Here is a 16,355-nt window from a genome sequence, read left to right as displayed (position 1 = left end):
CTGTAGCCCATGGTGGGCCCCCAGGTCGAACTGGCTCCTGAAGGCCCACCACGCACCCGCAGCTCAGGGCGCCGCCCGGGTCACAGGGACGCCCGGGCCGCCTCCATCGCCTTCATGATCCGCTTCTCCGAGACCGGGCTCGGCGTGCCCAGCCCCTGGGCGAAGAAGCTGACCCGCAGCTCCTCGATCATCCAGCGGATCGCCCGCACCTCCTGCGACGGCTGCCGCCCGGCCGGCACCGCCGCCAGCAGCTCCCCGTACGCCTGCTGCACCTGCTGGACCTTCAGCAGCTGCTGGGCGTCCCGCTGGGGGTGGTTGGGCAGCGCCTCCAGCCGGCGGTCCACCGCCAGCAGGTAGCGCTTGAGGTCGGGCAGCCGCTGCCAGCCGGTGGCCGTCACGAAGCCCGGGTGCACCAGCGAGGCCAGGTGCAGCCGGACGTCGTTCACGGCGCTCAGCAGCACCGGGCTGCTCACCGACTTCAGCCGGGTCGACGCCCTGTGGAAGGCGATCAGCGCGGTGGCCGTCTTCAGCGTGGTGTCCGCGGACAGGTCGTAGAGGTCCGCCCGCACCCTGTCGTGCACCTTGGCGAAGGCCGCCTCGTCCCAGGCCGGGCCGCCGGAGAGGGTCATCAGCCGGTCCGTCGCGGCGGCGACGACGTCCTCGAACAGGGCGGCGATCGAGCCGTGCGGGCTGTGCGAGAGCGCCAGCTTCGCCTGGTTGCCCAGCCGGCCCTGGATCGACTTGGCCGGGGAGGTGGTGGTCAGCATCAGCAGCCGGCGCGTCCCCTCCCACATCGCCCGCGCCTGCGCCTCCGGGGTGTCGAACAGCTTCACGCCGACCGACGCGCCCTCGTCCACCAGCGCCGGGTAGGCGCGCAGCGAGTGGCCGCGGGAGCGCTGCTCGAAGGTGCGCTGGAGCACCGGCAGCCCGGCCGGCCAGGCGGTCAGCCCGCTCTGCTCGATGCCCTGGCCGGAGGCCGCCGAGGAGAGCGTCTCCTTCAGCTTGGGCTTGAGCTTCAGCCGCAGCTCCTCCAGGTCCTTGGACTCGGCGAGCCGGCGCTTGCCGTCCACCACCCGGAAGGTCACCTTGAGGTGGTCCGGCACCCGCTCGTCGTCCCAGGCCTCCGGCGGCACGGTGACGGCCGTCAGACGCTTCAGGGCGTGCTCCAGGGACGGCAGCAGTGGCTCCTGGCGGTCCTTCACCGCCCGCAGCGCCGCCTTGGCGAAGTCCGGGGCCGGCACGAAGTTGCGCCGGATCGCCTTGGGCAGCGACTTGATGTACGCGGTGACCAGTTCCTCCCGCAGCCCCGGGATCTGCCAGTCGAAGCCCTCCGCGGTGACCTGGTTGAGCACCGGCAGCGGGATGTGGACGGTCACGCCGTCCGCGTCGCTGCCCGGCTCGAACTGGTAGGTCAGCGTGAAGCGCAGCTTGCCCTGCTGCCAGTGGTCCGGGTAGTCGGCCTCGGTGACGCCGCCGGCGGCGTCGTTGATCAGCATCGACTTCTCGAAGTTCAGCAGGTCCGGCTGGTCGTGCCGGGCCTTCTTCCACCAGGAGTCGAAGTGCCGGGTGGAGACGATCTCCTCGGGCAGCCGGGCGTCGTAGAAGTCGAACAGGGTCTGGTCGTCCACCATGATGTCCCGGCGGCGGGCCCGGTTCTCCAGCTCCTCGACCTCGCCGAGCAGCCTGCGGTTCTCGCCGAAGAACTTGTGGTGGGTCTCCCAGTCGCCCTCGACCAGCGCGTTGCGGATGAACAGCTCGCGACAGAGCCCGGCGTCGATCTTCCCGTAGTTGATCTTGCGCTGGGCGACGATCGGCACCCCGTAGAGGGTCACCTTCTCGTACGCCAGCACGGCGCCGGCCTTCTTCTCCCAGTGCGGCTCGCTGTAGCTGCGCTTGATCAGGTGCCCGGCCAGCGGCTCGACCCACTCCGGCTCGATCTTGGCGTTGATCCGCGCCCACAGCCGGGAGGTCTCCACCAGCTCGGCCGACATCAGCCAGCGCGGCGGCTTCTTGAACAGGCCGGAGCCCGGGAACACCGCGAAACGGGCGCCGCGGGCGCCGCCGTACTCGCGCTTCTCCACGTCGAACAGGCCGATGTGGGACAGCAGTCCGGCCAGCAGCGACTGGTGGATCCGGTCCGCGTCCGGCTCGGCGTCGGGGTGTTGCTCCTCGATCGTCACGCCCAACTGCTTCGCGACGGTGCGCAGCTGGGTGTAGACGTCCTGCCACTCCCGTATCCGCAGGTAGTTCAGGAACTCGGACTTGCACATCCGGCGGAAGGCCGAGGAGGACAGCTCCTTCTGCTGCTCCCGGACGTAGCGCCACATCGCCAGGTAGGAGAGGAAGTCGGAGGTCTCCGAGGTGAACCGGCGGTGCCGCTCGTCGGCGGCCTGGCGCTTCTCGGCGGGGCGCTCGCGCGGGTCCTGGATGGACAGCGCGGCGGCGATCACCATGACGTCGCGCACGCAGCCGTTCTTGTCCGCCTCCAGCACCATCCGGGCCATCCGCGGGTCCACCGGGAGCTGGGCGAGCTTGCGGCCGAGCGCGGTCAGCCGCTTGCGCGGGTCCTTCTCCTCCGGGTCGAGCGCGCCCAGCTCGTGCAGCAGGTGCACGCCGTCCTTGATGTTGCGCGAGTCCGGCGGGTCCAGGAACGGGAAGGCGGAGATGTCGCCCAGACCGGCCGCGGTCATCTGCAGGATCACCGAGGCCAGGTTGGTGCGCAGGATCTCGGCGTCGGTGAACTCGGGGCGGGAGAGGAAGTCCTCCTCCGAGTACAGCCGGATGCAGATGCCGTCCGAGGTGCGGCCGCAGCGGCCCTTGCGCTGGTTGGCGCTGGCCTGGCTGACCGCCTCGATCGGCAGTCGCTGCACCTTGGTGCGGTGGCTGTAGCGGGAGATCCGGGCGGTGCCCGGGTCGATCACGTACTTGATGCCGGGGACGGTCAGCGAGGTCTCGGCCACGTTGGTGGCCAGCACGATCCGGCGGCTGTGGGAGCGCTGGAACACCCGGTGCTGCTCGGCCGAGCTGAGCCGGGCGTACAGCGGCAGGATCTCGGTGTTCCTGAGCTTCAGCTTGGTGAGGGCGTCGGCGGTGTCGCGGATCTCGCGCTCGCCGGAGAGGAAGACCAGGATGTCGCCCGGGCCCTCGTCCTGCAGCTCCTGGGCGGCCTCGCAGATCGCCTGGATCTGGTCGCGGTCGCGGTCGTTCTCGTCCTGGTCCTCGTCGCCCTCGTCGACGACCGGGCGGTAGCGCACCTCGACCGGGTAGGTACGGCCGGAGACCTCGATGACCGGGGCGTCGCCGAAGTGCCGGGCGAAGCGCTCCGGGTCGATGGTCGCGGAGGTGATCACGACCTTGAGGTCGGGGCGGCGCGGGAGCAGCTGCTTGAGGTAGCCGAGCAGGAAGTCGATGTTGAGGCTGCGCTCGTGCGCCTCGTCGATGATCAGGGTGTCGTACTGGCGCAGATCCCGGTCGGTCTGGATCTCCGCCAGCAGGATGCCGTCCGTCATCAGCTTGACCAGGGTGTCCTGGCCGACCTGGTCGGTGAACCGGACCTTCCAGCCGACCGCCTCGCCGAGCGGGGTGTCCAGCTCCTCCGCGACGCGCTCCGCCACCGTGCGGGCGGCGATCCGGCGCGGCTGGGTGTGGCCGACCAGACCGCGGATGCCGCGGCCCAGCTCCAGACAGATCTTCGGGATCTGGGTGGTCTTGCCGGAACCGGTCTCACCGGCGACGATCACCACCTGGTGGTCCCGGATCGCCGCCAGGATGTCGTCCTTCTTCTGGCTGACCGGGAGCTCGGCGGGATACGTGATCTTCGGCACGGCGCCCCGGCGCTGCTCGACCAGCAGCTCGGCGCGATCGATGTCGGCGGCGATCTCGGCGGCGACCTTCTGCCGGGCCTCCGGCTTGCGGACCCGGCGGGCCCCCTCCAGCCGGCGCCCGATCCGCACCTCGTCGCGCAGGGTCAGCTCGGGCAGGCGGGCGGCCAGCTCACCGATTCCGGGACCCTCGGCGGGAACGGAGGCGGACTGGACTGCGGGAGAACTCACTGCGGGCATCCCTCTAGGTTCGCAAGGAGGCACGGCGGAGCGCACCTCGGTTTTCGAGCCCCTCCAGTGTCACAGCCGCCGGCGGGGAATCGCGAACGCCGGGCAACGGTCCACTGCGGTTCCGGACTCTGGAGGGACGAGGAGGTGCTCATGGGAGCCCAGAAGGCTGCCCGGGACGAGGAGTTCCGGGAGTTCACCGGCAGTGCGTGGTCACGGCTGCTGCGCACCGCATACCTGCTCGCAGGGGACCGGCACGGCGCCGAGGACCTGGTCCAGCAGGCACTGGAACGGGCCTACGTCCACTGGAACAAGGTCCGGGCGGCCGACGACCCGAACGCCTACGTGCGCCGCATCCTGATCAACGAGCACGCCCGGCGGTACCGGCGCAGACCCGCCGAGTACCTGGTCGAGGCCTTCCCCGACCGGCCCGCCCCGACCGGCCCCGACCCGGACGACCGGGCCGTGCTGCTCGGCGCGCTCTCCGCCCTGCCGCCGCGCCAGCGCGAGGCCGTCGTCCTGCGGTACTGGGAGGACCTCAGCGAGTCCCAGACCGCCGCGGCGATGGACTGCTCGATCGGCACGGTGAAGAGCCAGGCGGCCAGGGGACTGGCCAAGCTGCGGGCGGCCTCCTCAATCAACGGACTGACCAGCATCGGAGGTAGCAGATGAGCACGGAGTCCATGCCCGGGCACGAGGACGTGGAGGCGGCCGAGGTCGAGGCCGCCATCTCCTGGGAACTGGGTGATCTGGCCGACAGCGTCGAGGCCGGGCCGGTGCCGTACGACCGGCTGCTCGCCGGCGGGCAGCGCCGACTGAGGCGCCGGCGGCTGCTCACCGCCGCGCTGGGCGCGGCGCTGGTGGTGGCGGTCGGCGGGACGGGGGCGGTGCTCGGCGGGTCCGGGCACAGGGCGTCCTCGGCGGTCGCCCCGGCGGCGTCCGGCGTCTCCCCGACGGCGTCGGCCTCCCCGTCCGGGAACGCCACGCCGGTCGCCGGAGCCGCCACGCCGGTCAGCGCCGCCGCTTCGGCGGTCGCCGGAGCCGCTTCGGCCGGGCCGACCCGGGACCCGTTCACACCGACCCGGGTCAAGGCCGGTGAGGGCACCGTGAACGGCCACACCCTGGAGGCCTGGATCGCCCTGTGGCCGGCGGCCCCCACCGCGGACGACGGCCTCAAGCAGGACAAGCTGATCTGGGAGGAGCGGCACGCCGCCGACCCGGTCCTGTCGTCGAGCGACCAGCCGAACCCCGACGCGCGCTGGGACCCGCACATGGACCGGTCCGACGTCTACCTGACCGTGGACGGCAAACGGCAGCCCGGCGACCACGTGCAGTCGATCCCCGCCCCGGGCGGGACGGAGAAGGACCCTTCGCCGGCCATCATCAGCGGCGAGGTGCTCAACCGGGTGGTCGGGGCGGTGGGCATCCCGGACATGGTGGTCGTCCGGGTCCGGCCCGACGTCGCGAGGGTCGTGGTCACCTGGAAGAACGGCGGCTCCGTCGACGCGGTGCCGGTCGCGGTCGGGGACTCCACGTCCCGCTGGTACGCCGTCGTCCGCAAGCCGGGCTCCAGCGACAACGCCGCCACCTCCTACGCCGCGGACGGGTCGGTGCTGCGGACCCAGACCACCTGGTGGTGATCCGGCGTCGGGTCACGGAGTGAGTCGCCGGTTGTGGGCGCCGGGCGGCACCGTGGATCCCGCGGCGCGACGGATCGTCAAGAACGGGCCGGCCGCCGCCGTCGTGCGGCATCCGCTCGCTGCCTGGGCCGTGGCGGGGTGGCCGGGCCGTGGCGGGGCGCCCGGGCTGTGCGGGGCGCCCGGGCCGTGGCGGGGTGGCCGGGCCGTGCGGGGCGACCGGGCGGACTCACGGTTGGAGGGCGGCCTCGTCGGCGTCCGGAAGCCAGTCCCGGGCCGGGTCGTACTCCAGCCACCGGCAGCGGGCCGCCTCGGCGGCGAACGCCCTTAGAAGGACGTCCAGTTGACCGTCCCGGTCGGTCCGCCAGAGCAGTGACCAGGCGTACAGCGGGGTCGGGCCGACCAGCGGCACGGCGCGGACGTCCGGACGGTCGGGCAGCGGGGCGTCGGCGGGGACGAGCGAGAAGCAGCTCGGATCGGCGGCCACCTGGTCGAGGAAGTGCTCCAGACCCAGATTGGTCGAACCGACCCGGCCGGTGATGCCGAACCGGGTGGCGAAACGGGTCAGGAAGTCCAAGCGGTCCACCGCCGCCGGGTAGCGCAGCACACTGCCGCGCAGCTCGGCCGGCGCCAGGGCGTCCCGGCCCGCCAACGGGTGGTCGACGCTCAGCATGGCGTCCACCGGCTCCAGCCGGACCAGCCGGTGCGTCAACCCGGCGTCGGCACCGTCCTGGAGGGCGTGCACCCGGCCGAACCCCGCGTCCGACTCCCCGCGCAGCAACGCCGCCGCGACCGACGGCAGGTCCCGGCCCGGCACCGGCTCCACCTCCAGCCCCGGGGCGGCGTCCACCGTCTGGGCGAGGGTGCGCATCGGGGCGTACAGGTGGCCCCAGACGTCGATCCGCAGTGGCCGTCCGGCGGCCCCGCGTACGGCTGATACCGCTTGCTCGCCCTGTGCCAGCACCCGGCGGGCGGGCTCCAGGAAGCGGGCACCCGCGCCGGTCAGCCCCACGCCTCGGGCGTCGCGTTCCAGCAGTCTTGCGCCGAGGGCGGCTTCCAGGCGGGCGATGCGCTTGGACAGGCCTTGTTGGCTGATGCCCAGGCGGGTGGCTGCGCGGCCGAAGTGGGATTCCTCGGCGGTGGTGACGAAGGCTCGTACCTGTCCTAGATCCAGATCCACGGGGGGCACCTTAGCGGGGGGTGTGTTCGTGGGGGTGGGCTCTCGGGAGGGTGGGTGGGTGCCGGGGGCGGCTCCGGGGGTGGCCGCTCCGGGGGCTGGGTGATTTTCCGACTGCCGACCCTCATCGCGGGGGCCGAGCGCCGTTGGCAGTCTGAAAATCACCCGTCACGCCCCTCTCCGCAGCCACCCCCTGCGCCTCCCCCTCCCGCAGCGCGTCCCTCTCGCCTGGTGAGGAGGGGGAGGTGGGTGGGTGGGTGGGTGCGGGTGGGGTGGCTGGGGGTGGGTGCGGGTGGGGGGTTTGGGGGTGGGTGGGGGGTGGGGGAGTTGCGGGCGCGCGGGCTTTCGCCCTGCGCGCCCGCTGGGGTGGGGGGGGGGTGACAGCTGGTGGTTGTCGTTGCTCCGGGTCGGTTGTTGGACCGGGCGTTGTCGGGCGGGGTGAGGTGGGGGCATGGCGAGTGGAGGGAGTGCGGGGATGAAGGCGCTGGTGGCGACGGGGGACGCGGCGGAGCCGGTGCGGTTCGCGGAGGTGGAGCAGCCGCAGCCGGGGCCGGGGGAGGTGCTGGTGAAGGTGGAGGCGTTCTCGGTGAACCGGGGGGAGACCTTCCAGTTGGAGGCGCCCAGGGCCGGGTGGCGGCCGGGGAAGGACGTCGCCGGGCTGGTCGTGCAGGCCGCCGCCGACGGGTCGGGGCCCGCGGTGTGTCGGCGGGTGGTGGCTCATCCGCCGGCGGCCGGGTGGGCCGAGTACGTGTGTGTGCCGGCCACGTCGCTGGCCGAGTTGCCGGACAGCCTGGATGCCGTACGGGCCGCGGCGTTGCCGTTGGCGGGGCTCACCGCGTTGCGGTTGCTGCGCACGGTGGGGGCGGTGGCCGGGCGGCGGGTGCTGCTGACCGGGGCGTCCGGCGGGGTCGGGCACTACTTCACCGAGTTGGCCGCGGTGTCCGGGGCCGAGCTGACGGTGGTCACCGCCTCGGCGGAGCGCGGCCGTCGGCTGGCCGAGCTGGGGGCGGCCGAGGTGGTGCACGACCTCGGGGCGGCGCGCGGCCCGTACGACCTGGTGCTGGAGTCCACCGGCGGTGCCGGTCTGCCGCTGGCGCTGGCCCGGCTGGCCCGCCGCGGCACCCTGGTCTGGTTCGGCCAGGCCTCCCGGACGCCCGCCACCCTGGACTTCTTCGACTTCTTCAAGGGCCCCGAGTCGGCCACCCTGCGGCACTTCCACTACGCGGACTCCGATGTCCCGGACGGCGAGGACCTGGCCACCCTGGTGCGCCTGGCGGCGGCCGGCCGGCTGACCCCGGAGATCGGCCGGGTCGCGCCCTGGGCGCAGACCGCGACCGCCCTCACCGACCTGCGCGAGCGCCGGATCCGCGGCAAGGCCGTGCTGACCGTCGCCTGATTACGCCTCCGGAAAGGAACTCCTGTCGTGTCCTTCTTCGACACCCCCGGTCTGCTGCCCGAGTTCGTCGCGCTGGTCCGCCCGCGCGCCCACGGCGCCGGCCTCGACCTCTACGAGTACGACCGGGTGACCGCCGGGCTGACCTCCCTGCTGGACTGGCCCGCCGCCTTCGACGCCGCCGGCCGGCGCCACCTCGCCGAGGCAGGGCGCGCGGCCGCCGAGGGCCGTACGGTCACCGCCGGCGCCGCCTACCGCTGCGCCGCCCGCTGGTTCCACGCCGCCGGGGTGCTGCCGCACCCCGACCGGGCCGCCGCCGCCCGGCTCGCCGCCGAGGCCGACGGGGCGATGCGGCGGTCGCTGGCGCTGCTGGAGCCGGACGCCCGGCGGGTCGAGGGCGAGGGCTTCGCCGGCTGGCTGCGTCGACCGGCGGCGGACGGCGGCGGTACGGGCACCCCGGTGGTGCTGGTGGTGCCGGGCATGGACTCCTCGAAGGAGGAGTTCCACCTCCTCACCGAGGCCCTGCTGGACCGTGGGGTCGCCGTGCTGGCGATGGACGGGCCAGGCCAGGGCGTCCTGGCGGCGGGCAGCGCGCCGGAGCCGGACTACCACCGGGTGGTGGGCCGGGCCCTGGACGCGCTCGCGGCCCATGACGGCCTGGACCTCGACCGCACCGCCGTGGTCGGCCTCAGCATGGGCGGCTACTACGCGGCGAAGGCCGCCGCCCACGAGCCGCGGCTGCGGGCCGCCGTGACGGTCAGCGGCCCGTTCCGGCTGGACTGGGACGCCCTGCCCCCGTTCGTCACCGAGACCCTGATCCAGCGCTGCGGCGGACCGGAGACGGCCCGCGGCTACGCCGACCGGCTCGACCTGACCGCCCTCGCCCCGACGATCACCCTCCCGCTGCTGGTGGTCGAGGGCGGCGAGGACCGCATCCCGGGCGTCACCAACGCCACCGTCCTCGCCGAGCACGCCCCGAACGCCGAACTGCTGCTCGTCCCCCACGGCAACCACCTGCTCGGCACCGCCCTCCCCGACTGGCTCCCGACCACCGCCGACTGGCTCACCACCCGCCTGGCCGGCTGAAACGGCGAAGCCCCCGCGGCGGATCCGCCACGGGGGCTTCGTGCTGTCCGCAACTGCCCGGCCGGGTGGGGGAGTTCGGCGCGGTGGGCGGGTACGGCAAAGGCCCCGGAGAGCGAACTCTCCGGGGCCTTGCTGATTGTGGCCAGGGCCGGGGTCGAACCGGCGACCTTCCGCTTTTCAGGCGGACGCTCGTACCAACTGAGCTACCTGGCCGTACTGCACCGTCTCTTGCGAGACGAGCGATCCCGACGGGACTTGAACCCGCGACCTCCACCTTGACAGGGTGGCGAGCTAACCAACTGCTCCACGGGACCTTACGGTGGCGGACCACCGAGGTCTTGCGGCACTGCACTTTACAACGGTACTGCGTGCCCCCAACGGGATTCGAACCCGTGCTACCGCCTTGAAAGGGCGGCGTCCTGGGCCACTAGACGATGAGGGCTTGTGGTCCGTTCGGCTGTTTCCAGCGTTCCCGGGGACGTCGAGAAGCATATGGGATGCGGGGCGGATCGCCAAAACGGGTTTGGGCCGGGTGGGGGTGGGGCCCGCGGCGGGTCGGTCGGCGGTGGGGTCAGGACCAGCCGAGTTCGTCCAGCTCGTGGTCGTCGAAGCCGAAGTGGTGGGCGACCTCGTGGATGACGGTGGTGCGGACCTCGTCGACCACCTGCTCGCGGGTCTCGCAGTGCCGCAGGGTGGGGCCGCGGTAGATCAGGATGCGGTCGGGCAGGACGCCGGCGTACCACTCGCCGCGCTCGGTGAGCGGGGTGCCCTCGTAGAGGCCGAGGAGTTCGGGGTCGCTCGGGTCGGGCTCGTCCTCGACGAAGATCGCGACGTTGTCCATCATGGCGGCGAGCTGCGGGGGGATCTGGTCCAGGGCGTCACTGACCAGCGTCTCGAACTCTTCCCGGGTCATCTCCACCGGATCATTGTCGGGGCTGGGATGACGGTGTGCCAGGCGGCGGACACCGGTGTTTGATGGGGTGATGACGACCTCGGAGGACGCGTTGGACGACACTGCGGAGAGTCCGGCCCGGGCCGCCGCGGCGGTGCCCGGCCGGCCGCCGGTGCTGCGCGGGCAGGGGCCGGCGGTGGCGGTGGTCGCGGTGGGCGGGGCGATCGGGGCGGTGACCCGGTACGCGGCGGGGCTCGGCTGGGAGACCGGGCCGTCGGCCTTCCCGTGGACGACGCTGCTGATCAACGTGGCCGGCTGCGCGGTGATCGGGGTGTTCCTGGTGGCGATCACCGAGGGGCGGCCCGCGCATCCGCTGCTGCGGCCGTTCTTCGGCACCGGGGTGCTGGGCGGGTTCACCACCTTCTCGACGTACGCGGTGGACGTCCGCCGGCTGCTGGAGGCCGGGCGGCTCGGCCCCGGGCTGGTGTACCTGGGGCTGACCCTGGTGGCCGCGCTCGGCGCGGTGTGGGCGGCGGCGACGCTGACCCGGCGGCTGATCCACCGCGGGGGCGCCCGGTGAGCCGGCTGAGCGGGCCGGCGCTGCGGCTGACCGTCCTGGTGGGGGAGAGCGACACCTGGCACCACCGCCCGCTGTACAGCGAGATCGTGCACCGGGCGCGGGCGGCCGGGCTGGCCGGGGCGAGCGTGTTCCGGGGGATCGAGGGGTTCGGCGCCTCGTCGCTGGTGCACACCGCGCGACTGCTGTCGCTGAGCGAGGACCTGCCGGTGGCGGTGCTGATCGTGGACGAGGAGGAGCGGGTGCGGGCGTTCCTGCCGCAGCTGGAGGAGCTGGTCGCGGAGGGGCTGGTGCTGCTGGACCGCTGCGAGGTCGTCCACTACCGGGGTCGGGGCGCGGGGGAGGCCGGGCGGTGAACTAGCTGCTGGTGGTGGCGGGCGCCGTGGTCGGCGCGCCGCTGCGGTACCTGACCGACCGGGCGGTGCAGTCCCGGCACGACTCGGTGTTCCCGTGGGGCACCTTCACGGTCAATGTGTTCGGCTGCCTGGTGCTCGGTCTGCTGGCCGGGGCGGTGACGGCCGGAGCGGCGTCCTCGCACGTCCAACTGCTGGTCGGCACGGGCTTCTGCGGGGCGCTGACCACCTATTCGACCTTCTCGTACGAGACGCTGCGGCTGGCCGAGTCCGGTGCCGGGCGGTACGCGCTGGCGAACGTGGCGGGGAGCCTGGCCGCCGGGCTGACCGCGGTGTACGCCGGGGCGGAGCTGGCCTCGGCGCTCTGGGGCTGAGTCCTGTCGCGGGCCTCCGTGCGGGCCCTCCGGCCGGGCCTTCCGTGGGGGCGGTCGCCGAGAACCGCGCCACCGACCCGTGTCCCGGTGCGCCCGGCGCGCGTTGGGCACCGAAAGCGGCCGCGCGTCAGTGGGCGGCCCGGGTGGGGCGATGGAGAGGGAGCTCGGTGGCTTCGGTGCGGGCGGTGCGTTCGGGCGCGGTGGTACGGGCGGCGGCGGTGCTGGCGGTGGCCGGGCTGGGGCTGACCGGGTGCATGTCGGTCGGTCCGGCGGCGGAGGAGAAGCACGGCGGGGTGGCGCCGGTCGGGCAGGCCGGTCCGGCGGCCCGGCCGGGGGCGACGGGCGGCCCGTCGGCGTCGGCGGGCGCCGGGCACCCGGGGGGCGCGTCGGGGCGCCCGGAGCACCAGGGGGGCCTGCAGGCCGAGAACGCGCCGGCCGGGGCCACGGCCAGCGCGCCCGGTGAGCTCGCGCCCGGCGCGAACGGCGCGGTGCCCGGTGTGGTCCCGGTGCCGGGGGCGGGCGCTCCCGAGGGCGCGCCGGGCGGCGGAGCTCCGGGCGGCGCGAACGTCAGCCCCGCGCCCCACCCGGGCGGCTCCTCGGCCGGCGGTCCGGCGGGCTCCGGCGGTACCGGTGAGGGCCGCTCCGGCGGCGGTACGGCCGGGAGCCCGTCGGCGCCGCCGAGCGGCCGCCCTTCCGGCTCCCCCGAGCCGGAGCACACCACGCCCGCCGCGACCGTCCCGCCGGGCCCGGAACCGTCCGCCGGCAGCTCCGGTTCCTCGGCGCCGAGCCCGCACGCGGGTACGCATTAGCGGGCTGGCCAGGGCATTTGCCTCTGATCCCGAGGGTCGTCTATGGTGGTAGATCGTTCGTTTGATTCATTTGACTGGCGCCCTATTCCCATCTGGCGCCCTTGGCGCGTTCCGGCGATCCGTGGCTGACCGCATAGAGGCGGTTGTGAAACAGAACCCCGGACTTTGGCGCGTGCCACTTCCGGAAGGTTTTGCATGTCTCTCGTTGACGACGCCCGCTTCGCCATGCCCGCGAACGAGGCTGCCGCCGATGTCACCGACACCACCGACACCACCGACCTGACTGCCGAGGCTGCGGAGATCGCCGCCGAGGTCACCGAGGTCACCGAGACCGCCGACGCCGCCGAGACCGTCGAGGAGCCGGCGGAGGCCGCCGAGCCCACCATCACCTTCGGCGACCTGGGCCTGCACGACGATGTCGTGCGCGCCCTCGCCAAGCGCGGCGTCACCACCCCGTTCCCGATCCAGGCCGCGACCATCCCGGACGCCCTGGCCGGCAAGGACGTGCTGGGCCGTGGCCGTACCGGCTCCGGCAAGACCCTCAGCTTCGGCCTGCCGCTGCTGACCCGCCTCGCCGACGGCGAGCGCACCAAGCCCAAGCACCCGCGCGGCCTGATCCTGGTCCCGACCCGCGAGCTGGCCATGCAGGTCGCCGACGCCCTGGAGCCCTTCGGCTCGGTGCTCGGCCTCAAGCTCAAGGTCGTCTGCGGCGGCACCTCGATGTCGAACCAGATCTACGCGCTGGAGCGCGGCGTCGACGTCCTGGTCGCCACCCCCGGCCGACTGCGTGACCTGCTGAACCGCGGCTCCGCGAAGCTCGCCGACGTCAAGACCGTCGTGCTCGACGAGGCCGACCAGATGGCCGACATGGGCTTCCTGCCCGAGGTCACCGAGATCCTCGACCAGGTGCCGGCCGGCGGCCAGCGCCTGCTGTTCTCCGCCACCCTGGAGAACGAGATCGACACCCTGGTCAAGCGCTACCTGAAGAACCCGGTCACCCACGAGGTCGACCCGTCGGCCGGCGCGGTCACCACCATGACCCACCACATCCTCGTGGTGAAGCCCAAGGACAAGGCGCCGATCACCAACGCGATCGCCGCCCGCAAGGGCCGCACGATCATCTTCGTCCGCACCCAGATGGGCGCCGACCGCGTCGCCGAGCAGCTCCTCGAGGCCGGCGTGAAGGCCGACGCGCTGCACGGCGGCATGACCCAGGGCGCCCGTACCCGCGTCCTCGGCGACTTCAAGGACGGCTACGTCAACGTCGTCGTCGCCACCGACGTCGCCGCCCGCGGTATCCACGTCGACGGCATCGACCTGGTCCTCAACGTGGACCCGGCCGGCGACCACAAGGACTACCTGCACCGCTCCGGCCGCACCGCGCGTGCCGGCCGCTCCGGCGCCGTCGTCACCCTGGTGCTGCCGCACCAGCGCCGCGGCGTGTTCCGCCTGATGGAGGACGCGGGCGTCGACGCCAGCCGCCACATCCTGGACCACGCCTTCGACGCCGAGGTCGCCAAGATCACCGGCGCCCGCTCGCTCACCGAGGTCCAGGCCGAGAGCGCCGCCAACATCGCCGGTGCCGCCGAGCGCGAGCTCGCCGACATGACCCGTCAGCTGGAGCGCGCGCAGCGCCGCGCCACCGAGCTGCGCGAGGAGGCCGACCGCCTGGCCTCCCGTGCGGCGCGCGAGCGGGCCGAGCTGGGCATCGAGGACGAGGCCCCGGCCGCGTCCGAGGAGGCCGGCGAGGAGACCGCCAAGGCCGCCGCCCCGGCCGCCGCCGAGGCTCCCGCCGCCAAGACCGAGGAGCGCACCCCGGCCTACCGCGAGGCGCGCACCGAGCGTCCGGCCTTCGGCCGCGACCGTGACCGGGACCGTGACGACCGCCGCTCCGGTGGTTTCAACCGGGACCGTGACGACCGTCGCTCGGGCGGTTTCAACCGTGACGACCGCGGCGACCGTGGCGCCCGCTCGGGCGGTTTCAACCGTGACGACCGCGGCGACCGCGGCCCCCGCTCGGGTGGCTTCAACCGTGACGACCGTGGTGGCTTCGGTGCCGGCCGTGACCGTGACGACCGTGGCGCCCGCTCGGGCGGTTTCAACCGTGACGACCGCGGCGACCGCGGCCCCCGCTCGGGTGGCTTCAACCGTGACGACCGTGGTGGCTTCGGTGCCGGCCGTGACCGTGACGACCGTGGCGCCCGCTCGGGTGGCTTCAACCGTGACGACCGCGGCGACCGCGGTGGCTTCAACCGTGACCGCGACGACCGCGGCGGCCGCTCCTTCGGCGACCGTCCGGCCCGCTCCTTCGGCGACCGCCCGGCCTTCGGCCGGGACCGCGACGAGCGCGGCGGCAGCAGCAGCCGGCCGTTCGCCCGCCGCGACGACCACCGCTCCGGCGGCCGTCCGCAGGCCTCCGGCGGCTTCAACCGTGACCGTGACGACCGTGGCGCCCGCTCGGGCGGCTTCAACCGTGACGACCGCGGTGGCTTCAACGGCGGCGGCTTCAACCGCGACGACCGCAAGCCGCGCTGGAAGAACTGACGTCGTACGGCCGGTGATCGATCGCCGGCCGACTGACTGACTGAACCCACGATGGTCGGACCGCATGGTCGGACCACACACGAAGGGCCCGCTCCGTCCCCCGGAGCGGGCCCTTCGTGCTTCCCCCGTATCCCCCGATACCCCCCCGAACACCTCGCTGTCGCTCGCCCCCCGAGGTGTTGTTCTGGAGGTGAGAATAACCTGTGGCGCGCCCTGAGGGTAGTCCCGTAGCGTCACGGACATGAGCAGCAGACTGCATGACGTGGCACGGGTGAACGAGGAGATCGCCGAGCGGGGGAGCTACCGGACGGCCGGGGGCGAAACCGTGCGGGTGGGGGAGCAGTTGGCGGCGGCGCGGGCCGGCACGGTGTCGTACACACCCAAGGACCTGGACGCGCTGCTGGCCGAAGGCGGCAGGGGAGCGCTGACCGGCCGGATCGAGGTGACGGCCGAGGGGAGCATGGAGGCCGCCGGGCGGCTGGTCGCGGCCGGCGCCGGGCCGGTCGGGGTGCTGAACTTCGCCTCCGCGCGCAACCCCGGCGGCGGCTACCTGCGCGGCGCCCGCGCCCAGGAGGAGGACCTGTGCCGCAGCGCGCTGCTGTACAGCTGCCTGGTGGAGGCGCCGGACTACTACGAGGCGCACCGGGCCTCGACGGACCTGCGGTACAGCCACCGGGTGATCGCCTCGCCCGCGGTGCCGGTGATCCGGGGCCGCCGGGGCGACCTGCTGGCCCGGCCGTACCCGGTCACCTTCCTGACCTCGCCCGCCCCCAACGCCGGTCAGCTGGAACGGCGTTCGGCCGGGGTGGACGTCCGGGGCGTGCTCGCCGAGCGGGCCGTCCGGGTGCTCGCCGCGGCGGCCCGGCACGAGGTCCGGGCCCTGGTGCTCGGCGCCTGGGGCTGCGGGGTGTTCCGCAACGACCCGGCCCAGGTCGCCGAGGCCTTCGAGGGCGCGCTGGCCCGCTACGGGGGCGCGTTCGAGCAGGTGGTGTTCGCGGTGTGGGACCGCTCACCGGTCTCGGCGAACCGGGCGGCCTTCGAGGCGCGGTTCGGCGCGGCGGTCGTCCCGTCCTGACCGGGGGCGCGACTCAGCGCTTGCGGGCGGACAGCACCGTCGCGGCCGTGGACGCCGCCGCGACCACCCCGGTGACGGCGAAGACGGACGGCCAGGCGCCGATCCGCTTCGCCAGCGGGTGCGAACCGCCGAAGGCCGCCACGTACAGGCCGGTCAGCGCCGCCGCGGCCACCGGGCCCGAACGGCGGCGCCACTGCGCGGCCGCCCCGGCACCGGCCACCGCCAGCACCGCGCCGCCCAGTTCGCGCCGGCCGCTCCAGCGGGCGACACCGTAACCGCCGACCAGACCGCTCGCCGCGGTCAGCGCGGCGGGCGCGGCGGCCGCGAGCGCGTTCGGGACCTTCGCCATCGTCGACTCCACTCGTAGGGGTTCGCGTTCCGGCTTCCGA

At 73.8% G+C, this 16,355-nt stretch carries 14 protein-coding genes and 3 tRNA genes; 10 read left to right on the top strand and 7 right to left on the bottom strand.

From position 1 onward, the window contains the following. Positions 1 to 80 precede the first annotated feature (80 nt). Positions 81 to 4,061, bottom strand: coding sequence for an ATP-dependent RNA helicase HrpA (gene hrpA / locus ACZ3YL_RS30825; protein WP_465660531.1), 3,981 nt, complete (start codon positions 4,059 to 4,061; stop codon positions 81 to 83). 141 nt (positions 4,062 to 4,202) lie between these two features. On the opposite strand from hrpA, the gene ACZ3YL_RS30820 reads away from it, so the two are divergent. Together ACZ3YL_RS30820 and ACZ3YL_RS30815 are read left to right on the top strand one after the other, a co-directional pair. Further along, entirely contained in the window at positions 4,203 to 4,721 is a 519-nt protein-coding gene (locus ACZ3YL_RS30820) for a SigE family RNA polymerase sigma factor (RefSeq protein WP_188309418.1), read from the top strand. After that, positions 4,718 to 5,689: a hypothetical protein gene (locus ACZ3YL_RS30815; protein ID WP_188309419.1), complete on the top strand. Its 972-nt coding sequence runs from the start codon at positions 4,718 to 4,720 to the stop codon at positions 5,687 to 5,689. The genes ACZ3YL_RS30820 and ACZ3YL_RS30815 overlap by 4 nt, the downstream gene beginning before the upstream one ends. Before the next feature lie 226 nt (positions 5,690 to 5,915). Here ACZ3YL_RS30815 and ACZ3YL_RS30810 read toward each other — a convergent pair whose 3' ends face one another. Further along, positions 5,916 to 6,866: a LysR family transcriptional regulator gene (locus ACZ3YL_RS30810; protein WP_465660530.1), complete on the bottom strand. Its 951-nt coding sequence runs from the start codon at positions 6,864 to 6,866 to the stop codon at positions 5,916 to 5,918. 472 nt (positions 6,867 to 7,338) lie between these two features. Between ACZ3YL_RS30810 and ACZ3YL_RS30805 the strand changes: the two genes are divergently transcribed. Beyond that, positions 7,339 to 8,259, top strand: a complete 921-nt coding sequence (locus ACZ3YL_RS30805) for a zinc-binding dehydrogenase (protein ID WP_465660549.1) — start codon at positions 7,339 to 7,341, stop codon at positions 8,257 to 8,259. Between the two features lie 27 nt (positions 8,260 to 8,286). Beyond that, positions 8,287 to 9,342, top strand: a complete 1,056-nt coding sequence (locus tag ACZ3YL_RS30800; RefSeq protein WP_465660529.1) for an alpha/beta hydrolase family protein — start codon at positions 8,287 to 8,289, stop codon at positions 9,340 to 9,342. 139 nt (positions 9,343 to 9,481) lie between these two features. Here ACZ3YL_RS30800 and ACZ3YL_RS30795 read toward each other — a convergent pair. The 4 genes from ACZ3YL_RS30795 to ACZ3YL_RS30780 form a co-directional block, all read right to left on the bottom strand. After that, positions 9,482 to 9,555 (bottom strand) — tRNA-Phe (locus ACZ3YL_RS30795). Positions 9,556 to 9,582: 27 nt separating this feature from the next. Further along, a tRNA-Asp gene (locus ACZ3YL_RS30790) sits at positions 9,583 to 9,656 on the bottom strand. A gap of 55 nt (positions 9,657 to 9,711) precedes the next feature. Continuing rightward, positions 9,712 to 9,784, bottom strand: a tRNA-Glu gene (locus ACZ3YL_RS30785). A 129-nt stretch (positions 9,785 to 9,913) separates the two neighbouring features. Continuing rightward, positions 9,914 to 10,255 carry a metallopeptidase family protein gene (locus ACZ3YL_RS30780; protein ID WP_188307848.1) on the bottom strand — a complete coding sequence of 114 codons (342 nt, stop codon included), beginning with the start codon at positions 10,253 to 10,255 and terminating at the stop codon, positions 9,914 to 9,916. A gap of 70 nt (positions 10,256 to 10,325) precedes the next feature. Between ACZ3YL_RS30780 and crcB (ACZ3YL_RS30775) the strand changes: the two genes are divergently transcribed. The 6 genes from crcB (ACZ3YL_RS30775) (at position 10,326) to ACZ3YL_RS30750 (ending at position 15,966) form a co-directional block, all read left to right on the top strand. Continuing rightward, the gene (crcB, locus tag ACZ3YL_RS30775; RefSeq protein WP_188307846.1) at positions 10,326 to 10,814 is read left to right on the top strand and encodes a fluoride efflux transporter CrcB; all 489 of its coding nucleotides are present in this window, start codon (positions 10,326 to 10,328) and stop codon (positions 10,812 to 10,814) included. After that, positions 10,811 to 11,167: a DUF190 domain-containing protein gene (locus ACZ3YL_RS30770; protein WP_188307845.1), complete on the top strand. Its 357-nt coding sequence runs from the start codon at positions 10,811 to 10,813 to the stop codon at positions 11,165 to 11,167. The genes crcB (ACZ3YL_RS30775) and ACZ3YL_RS30770 overlap by 4 nt, the downstream gene beginning before the upstream one ends. 5 nt (positions 11,168 to 11,172) lie before the next feature. Then, on the top strand, positions 11,173 to 11,538 hold the full coding sequence (crcB, locus tag ACZ3YL_RS30765; RefSeq protein ID WP_223243020.1) for a fluoride efflux transporter CrcB: 366 nt from the start codon (positions 11,173 to 11,175) through the stop codon (positions 11,536 to 11,538). Positions 11,539 to 11,705: 167 nt separating this feature from the next. Further along, entirely contained in the window at positions 11,706 to 12,347 is a 642-nt protein-coding gene (locus ACZ3YL_RS30760) for a hypothetical protein (RefSeq protein ID WP_465660528.1), read from the top strand. Positions 12,348 to 12,542: 195 nt separating this feature from the next. Then, positions 12,543 to 14,891, top strand: a complete 2,349-nt coding sequence (locus ACZ3YL_RS30755; protein ID WP_465660527.1) for a DEAD/DEAH box helicase — start codon at positions 12,543 to 12,545, stop codon at positions 14,889 to 14,891. A gap of 241 nt (positions 14,892 to 15,132) precedes the next feature. Further along, complete coding sequence (locus ACZ3YL_RS30750; protein ID WP_188307453.1) at positions 15,133 to 15,966, top strand: TIGR02452 family protein; 834 nt, start codon at positions 15,133 to 15,135, stop codon at positions 15,964 to 15,966. 13 nt (positions 15,967 to 15,979) lie between these two features. Here the strand turns inward: ACZ3YL_RS30750 and ACZ3YL_RS30745 are convergent, their stop codons facing one another. After that, positions 15,980 to 16,315 carry a hypothetical protein gene (locus tag ACZ3YL_RS30745; RefSeq protein ID WP_188307454.1) on the bottom strand — a complete coding sequence of 112 codons (336 nt, stop codon included), beginning with the start codon at positions 16,313 to 16,315 and terminating at the stop codon, positions 15,980 to 15,982. Positions 16,316 to 16,355: the final 40 nt, after the last annotated feature.

Source organism: Kitasatospora sp. NPDC023176, from assembly GCF_055560495.1.
Note: the sequence above shows the minus strand (reverse complement) of the source record. Positions and strands in the feature narration are given on the sequence as shown.